Genomic DNA, 6,503 nt, shown 5'->3' with positions numbered 1-6,503 from the left:
CAACAGATATCAGTTTATGTGATGAGGAAATTTTTCAAAGGTATAATTGTCGATGGACAATAGAAACTTTTTTTCGTCAAAATAAAATGGAGTTAAATCTTGATAAATATCAAATAAGAAGTTCTAGAGCAATAAAAAGATATTTAATCATAACTCAGTTAGCATATTTATATTGTATTTTTGGTGTCTGTGATAATTATACCTCCTTTAGTGAAGGATTAAAAATTGCTAGAAATAATTCTAAAGAAGCCTTGATTTCTTGGATCTGTGATAAATCACAAGAAGGTTTTACTAAACAAGAAATATGTAGCCTATTAAAAGTTGCATAGAAAAGTATAATTATATACTGTAAAAATTTGCTAGCATTTTTGCACATTTATAGATAATAGCATTATGTTCTATATTTTACAATAATAATCATTATTTCACAGAAGTTTCGCATCTAATTTCCAGTAAAAATTTTATTTTTGCTGGAAATATATTTTTCCTATATATTGAAGTACTGGAATCACTTAAGCCGTTAGGCTGTTTTTTAAAGTATAAGTCCCCCTTTCCCCCATAATATATACCGAAGTTATTTCCAGTGCCTTTCGGCAATATTTAATTTTAACAATTTATCAAGTTGTGTCTAAAAAATATCCATTTTTACTTTTATAAATAAGCATTTCATCCCACAAATCTTCGATTATATCTATTTGCAGTAATCCCTTTTCTTGAAAATTTCTTAAACATCTAAAAAAGAATAATTGTAATAAATTAAATACTGTAAACATGAATATAACTATTGCTTCTGTACCCATAGGGTCATAAAAAAAACAATGATTTAAATGCCACTCTGTTTTCAAATACTATATCTAGTTCATCAAATTCTCATGGACAGATATTAATTTCAGAAACTATATTAAATGAAAGAAACATTCAAAATATTATTAGTTGTTTAAATAACACACTAGATTATCTTATGGGTAAATTAAGTATTATTGATGCTCAAAGTCACGCAACCACTTGGTATAACCTAATTTATGGAACTTCTCTTGGTTGTGTAAGTCAATTTTTAAATTATCTTACTATGGAAACTATTCATAATAAAGTATTAATATATAGTACCTTAAGTGATTTTGAGGATATAGAAGACTACCTAAAAAAACATTCTCAATATAATCTAGTTAAAGTTGAAGTACAATCTGAGAAAAAATTCAGAAATACCATTCCTTATCAAGCTAAAATTATTGGACTTAGAACTACTAGTGGTGAATGGATTTTGACTGATTAAACTCATTTTACTAAAGAAAAAAACTAAAACAATTTTAAATGATTAAAGTTATTTTAATATCCAAAATATTGATGTTATTATAGCAAAGATTGCTGCTATTGTACTTAACAGTGATAATCCTTTTTTATTTTTCCTATAATTAATAATTGCTTGTTTAATTAATAAAATGCAAGTTCCTAAAAACATAATAGGAAAAGCTAATCTACAACCTATATAACCTAATATTAGTGCTATATAGGTTGTAATTAAAATGCTATATACAATAATAGATACAATTTTAAAATATTTATTATTCACTTATTATTTATTCCTTTCTCTATATATCTTGATATAATATTTGAGTGTATACATATAAAAGTATCACTTCAAATATTAATTACTTGTACATTATACCATAAAATAACTAAAATGATAACATATTCATCAGGTTTGTATTCTATAAGAATAAAGTGTAAATCCAACATGACCTTCAAAATAGAATACCTCTATTTTCACATATAGTCTCATGTATGACGTTTAAAATTAAAAATAGACCAAACACCTTGAAATGTTTTGAGCCATTCTAAAATGTTTTTGAGTGGTTATTTTTGAAATTACAAATTATACTATTTTTATCCCGCTAAACGGTTTATTAAATAAAGGGGATTTTTATTTTTTACCGAAGTTTTATAATATAACACAAATAGTACTTGTAATTACGAAAGGGTGTGAGTGATGAAGAGAAGCGAATTTGATAAGTTAAATCAACTAGAACAAATTGATTTTGTAAATAAACAACTTAAGCAAAGTACTTCATTGACTCAAATATGCAAAGATATTGATATTGCTAGAAGCACATTAAGAAAAAGATTTGAAAAGACAGGATATACATTCAACAAAGAGCATAATAAATATGAATTAGCAGAGCAACACAATGAAGGTATTATTTGCAACTCTGATGCTATAAGTAATTCAAATAATACGAATAATACTTATAATGCAAATATTACAAGTAATTCAAGTATTAGGCATAACACCGATATTTCAATAACAAACGAAATGCTAAAAGAAATATCAGAAATGTTGGTTTGGTATAGAGAACAAAAGCAAAAAGAAGATGCTGAATTATTAGAAATCACTATCCCTGAAGAACTAAAGGGTAAACTTGTTACTCGCTCATTCAAGATGTATGAAAATGTTTTGAAAATGTATGAAAATTGGGGTAATACTAGGGTAGCTACGATAAACCGCAAACTCAATTCCTTAAAATGTAAGTGAGCTTGCGTTTTGATTATTTTTCTATATTTAGTATAATAATGATATAAATAATTACGTATTAATTCGTAATTGTAAATTTATGCGACTTATGAAAGATGTAAAACAACTCAATAAATAGTAATTTGTAGAGGAGATTAATTATTTTAATTTTGGAGGTTATATTTTATGGAAAAATCATTTGTAGATAGTACAATTAAGGAATATTTAGCAGAACAGTTTTTTTGCAGTTTACCAGTATTAGAAGAAAGTAATACTACTTTTACTGTAAATAGTTTAAGTAAATCGCCATATATTAAAATTATGACATTTAATGAATGTGTAATTATAAATACTTCTGAGCCTATTCATTCAAAGGTTAAATCAGCATTAAGTGATAAAAGTAGGGATGAGATATTTGAGTTTCCATTTGTATATGGACAGACAATACATTATATACCTGATGTGAAAAAGTTTCAAAGGTTACCACTCCTTAATGAGTATTCATATGAACTATTGCAAGGGAATGATATTAATAAATTAAAAGGTATTAGTGAGTTTGATAATTCTTTGTCTTTTGATTGTAATGGTAATACATCAACAAATATTGTATTCTTGGCTAAAAAAGGGAATGAAGTTATTGGATTGGCAGGAGCAGAAAGTGAAACAGAAAAGTTGTGGGAAGTAGGAGTAGATGTGAAACCTGAATATCGCAAAAATGGTCTTGCAACAATATTAGTCGCTAATTTAACAGTAGAAATAATTAAACAGGGGATTGTTCCATTTTACTCTGTTTCGGTGACTAATATCGGTTCTCAGATGGTTGCTAATCGCAGTGGGTACGTACCATATTGGATTGATACATATGGTAATATACTCAATGGTAGTTCTCCTTATAATATTTTTGTTAAGAATTTGAAATTATAAATTAGATAATGAGAATAGTATAAAGTTCAACAAATTCCAATTTGTAGAGCTGAAGTAATATAAATTTAGATTCAGTTATGTCGTATCTTTCTTAACTTACGAATTAAACTCCCCTAAAAGCAAGTTTATTTTTAAGTAAACTTGCTTTTAGCAATATAACAGATTTACCTTATTTTAAAATAGGTATTCTTTCATCCATATTCAATTCAAAATTGCCATAAGGATTGATATGATTATAAATTAATGGCGTTAAAGCTCTGAGATCTTCTTTTGTTAATGCATTTTTCCATTCGTCTTTTGATAATACTTGCTGAATAATAAGTGTATTTATATAAACCAAACAATTTTGCAGAAGGTGGAGGGCTAAAACAGATATTTCTTGATCCTCTAACCTATTAGTTGAAATTTCTCCATTCTTTCCATAGAATATAAAGCTGTTGGCAGAATTCCAGTTTTCTACTACATTTAAGCCCTCATGTATTCTAATTCTCATTTCTTCAGAATCAAGATAGCTACATAAAAATATTGTTTTAACTGCTTTACCTAGTTCAGCTAAAGCTTGATAAATAGGATGTTTTAAATTATTTCTGGTAAATCTTTTTAGAATAGATTCTATATCAGCAGTACCTAGTCTTAGAGCAGTAGCATATTTTATCATTTGGTCATACTGTTGCTTTATCAAATCCCATTTTATAGGTCTAGTCAAAATATCCTGAAGATTGCTGTAGGCATCAGGATTATTACTTTCTGGCCTGTACAATTTTTGAGAGTGTATTCTTTTAATTCTAGGCATTAAGTTAAAACCTAAAAGATGACAGAATGCAAATGCAACTTCACTTTGTCCATGAGTATCTACATAGTTTTCTTCTATTTTCATATCAGTGCAATGTTTTAATAAACCTTCAATCATAGAAGCCACTTCAAAGTATGAGCAGGATTTAAGTTGAGAATAAATACAAGTAGAATTCTTTTCAACATGCCAGTATATCATAACTCCTCGTCCACGATATCTTATATGCCATTCAGTCATTAAATTTTGATCCCATGCTCCAAATTTTTTAGAATCTGATGCACAAGTTGTTGTACCATCGCCCCATATATTTAAATCTCTTATTTCTAAAATAGCATTAACTACCTGAGCTATTGTATTTTTTAAGTTATCTTTAGTTATAAACTTTTTTCTTAGGTATAATAAATCAGAATAATTTTCGCTTCCATTACTCAATGCAACACGTTTAAGTCCTGTATTAGTTCCTAAAGCATAAAGTGCTAGTATCAGCCTTTTACGAAGTATTGAAGGTTCTATAATTTCTCTATTACCAAGACTTTTAAAGTTATTTGTTAAGGATAGTTGTAAGTCTGTTTCTTTTAAAACATCCAGTAAGCTTGTCATTGGCCAATTTTGATTTATTTCTTTTTTTAGTTTTAAGATATTTTGAGGTTCAGGCTGCGGTTCACTTGGAGATATAGAAATCCAACCTTTTTTCTTTGAGCTTATTGTTACCTTATCATTTTTAGGAATATTATCATTCAATTTGTTCAAAGCCTTTTTCATACTTTCTTTAAGAGCTTCTACGAAATTTTCTCCATCCATTGGCTGTTTTAAAGCATTATAATAATTCTCCTTTTCCTCATCAAAATCTTTTGGCAAATCTTCATCAGGATTACAATACTTTTAGCTCCTTTGAGCTACAAAGATTGTTCGTTCCACTTCCAATCTTTGTAAGGGGTCAGGTACCTTACAAAAACTATTATACATTTGATAATCTTTAACATCAATCTCAACAATTTCAAAATCATCTTTATGATTTTCAATATAATTAATTAATTTTGTAATATTAAATACAAAAATACCATTTTCAAAATATTCATCTCTTTATTTGAGTTCACATTTAGAACGATTTTTTGTTTTTTTCAAAATTCTTTTTTTGCTTTTCATTTTTTCACCTGTTATCAAAATATTTTTATATTTAACATCGAGTAATAGCACGCATAAGTATAAAACCGTTTTCGTCATCGTCGTTATAAATTGGAAGAGTAGATTTTCCCCAGCAATATCCACATTTTTCAGGTTCAAACTGCGCCATTGCACGATAAGTCGCATCAACAGCTGAGCCGTGTAAGTGTGGAGCATAAGGTGGGCATCTAAAAACAACATATTCCGAACCTTCAAATGTAAATTTCTCACAAATTGAAGGTAAATCACCTTCATAATCTATCGAAAGTTCTTTACCGTAAAAAGACAGCACTGGACGACTTTGTGAATCAACCATATATCCTCCACCATTTCTCATGTTTCCTGGCAAATTATCTACAACATCCATTAAACCTTCTGATTCACATTTGTCATAAAAATTTTCACTAAGAGTTCGATCTACTAAAGCCACCCAAATATGTGCAGGCTTATATATTTTAAAAACTTCCACATCCATAGGACCAATAGGACCCTCTAAGCGAGCTTCATGAGCTGAACGATGAATAAAGTCATCAAGTAACAACTTACGCGATGCAACCGGATACACAGCGCCACTTTTTATAAAAACTCCTGGCGATACGCCAAAATGTTTTTTAAAAGAGCGTGTAAAAGCCTCTTGTGAATCATATCCAAGAGATATAGCTGTTTCTAAAATCGTCTTTTGACCACTTCCAAGCCAAACTAATCCCTTTGCCATACGCCTTAAGCAAAGATAAGACATTACTGACATACCCGTATAAATTGAAAAACGCCTATACAATGTAGAAAGTGGTAGAGCACTAGCTTTTGCGATGTGTTCTACTGTAATATCATCAAATAAATGTGACTCTATATAATCGATAGCAGTTTGAATATTATCCATTATAACACCTGATTTCTAAAATTTAGACAATATTACCTGTCTAAATTTTTCACCTTATAGGACTAATAAGATGGTAGTATCACAGGATTCAACCACTAGGATAGCGTTGCTAAATCTCGTCTTGCCACTATTGTTCAATTATCCCAATAGAGTCCTACAAGATTATGGGAGTTACCCATTCCTCAAAATATTTTAATCACCTAAGCCTTTCCTACTAGGTGTACTTAGGCAAT

General features: G+C 28.9%; 6 protein-coding genes and 1 pseudogene. 4 read left to right on the top strand and 3 right to left on the bottom strand.

Annotated features, from left to right (window positions below; translation table 11 throughout):
* Together CLTEP_RS13080 and CLTEP_RS13070 are read left to right on the top strand one after the other, a co-directional pair.
* Positions 1-329: transposase (locus tag CLTEP_RS13080; protein WP_153016344.1), on the top strand; the 329-nt coding region annotated here is incomplete at its 5' end.
* A 632-nt stretch (positions 330-961) separates the two neighbouring features.
* Positions 962-1,273, top strand: a complete 312-nt coding sequence (locus tag CLTEP_RS13070; protein ID WP_066827408.1) for a hypothetical protein — start codon at positions 962-964, stop codon at positions 1,271-1,273.
* Between the two features lie 48 nt (positions 1,274-1,321).
* On the opposite strand, the gene CLTEP_RS14970 is transcribed toward CLTEP_RS13070, so the two are convergent.
* Complete coding sequence (locus CLTEP_RS14970; protein WP_066827406.1) at positions 1,322-1,570, bottom strand: hypothetical protein; 249 nt, start codon at positions 1,568-1,570, stop codon at positions 1,322-1,324.
* Positions 1,571-1,987: 417 nt separating this feature from the next.
* Between CLTEP_RS14970 and CLTEP_RS13060 the strand changes: the two genes are divergently transcribed.
* Complete coding sequence (locus CLTEP_RS13060; RefSeq protein WP_066827404.1) at positions 1,988-2,530, top strand: DUF4250 family protein; 543 nt, start codon at positions 1,988-1,990, stop codon at positions 2,528-2,530.
* Between the two features lie 165 nt (positions 2,531-2,695).
* Positions 2,696-3,433, top strand: a complete 738-nt coding sequence (locus CLTEP_RS13055) for a GNAT family N-acetyltransferase (RefSeq protein ID WP_066827402.1) — start codon at positions 2,696-2,698, stop codon at positions 3,431-3,433.
* 169 nt (positions 3,434-3,602) lie between these two features.
* Here CLTEP_RS13055 and CLTEP_RS13050 read toward each other — a convergent pair.
* Both CLTEP_RS13050 and CLTEP_RS13045 read right to left on the bottom strand, forming a co-directional pair.
* Positions 3,603-5,108: pseudogene (locus tag CLTEP_RS13050) on the bottom strand (Tn3 family transposase); the annotation flags it as partial.
* Between the two features lie 295 nt (positions 5,109-5,403).
* Positions 5,404-6,270: a helix-turn-helix transcriptional regulator gene (locus tag CLTEP_RS13045; RefSeq protein ID WP_066827400.1), complete on the bottom strand. Its 867-nt coding sequence runs from the start codon at positions 6,268-6,270 to the stop codon at positions 5,404-5,406.
* Between the last annotated feature and the right edge of the window lie 233 nt (positions 6,271-6,503).

The sequence above is a fragment of the Clostridium tepidiprofundi DSM 19306 genome (assembly GCF_001594005.1).
GTDB classification, from domain to species: Bacteria; Bacillota; Clostridia; order Clostridiales; family Clostridiaceae; genus Clostridium_AC; species Clostridium_AC tepidiprofundi.
This window is presented reverse-complemented; position numbering and strand designations above follow the sequence as displayed.

What these genes read in the sequence shown, in the direction of transcription:
- CLTEP_RS13070 (WP_066827408.1), top strand. Translation starts at nt 962, where the DNA reads ATGGGTAAATTAAGTATTATTGATGCTCAAAGTCACGCAACCACTTGG.
- CLTEP_RS13060 (WP_066827404.1), top strand. Translation starts at nt 1,988, where the DNA reads ATGAAGAGAAGCGAATTTGATAAGTTAAATCAACTAGAACAAATTGAT.
- CLTEP_RS13055 (WP_066827402.1), top strand. Translation starts at nt 2,696, where the DNA reads ATGGAAAAATCATTTGTAGATAGTACAATTAAGGAATATTTAGCAGAA.
- CLTEP_RS13045 (WP_066827400.1), bottom strand. Translation starts at nt 6,270, where the DNA reads ATGGATAATATTCAAACTGCTATCGATTATATAGAGTCACATTTATTT.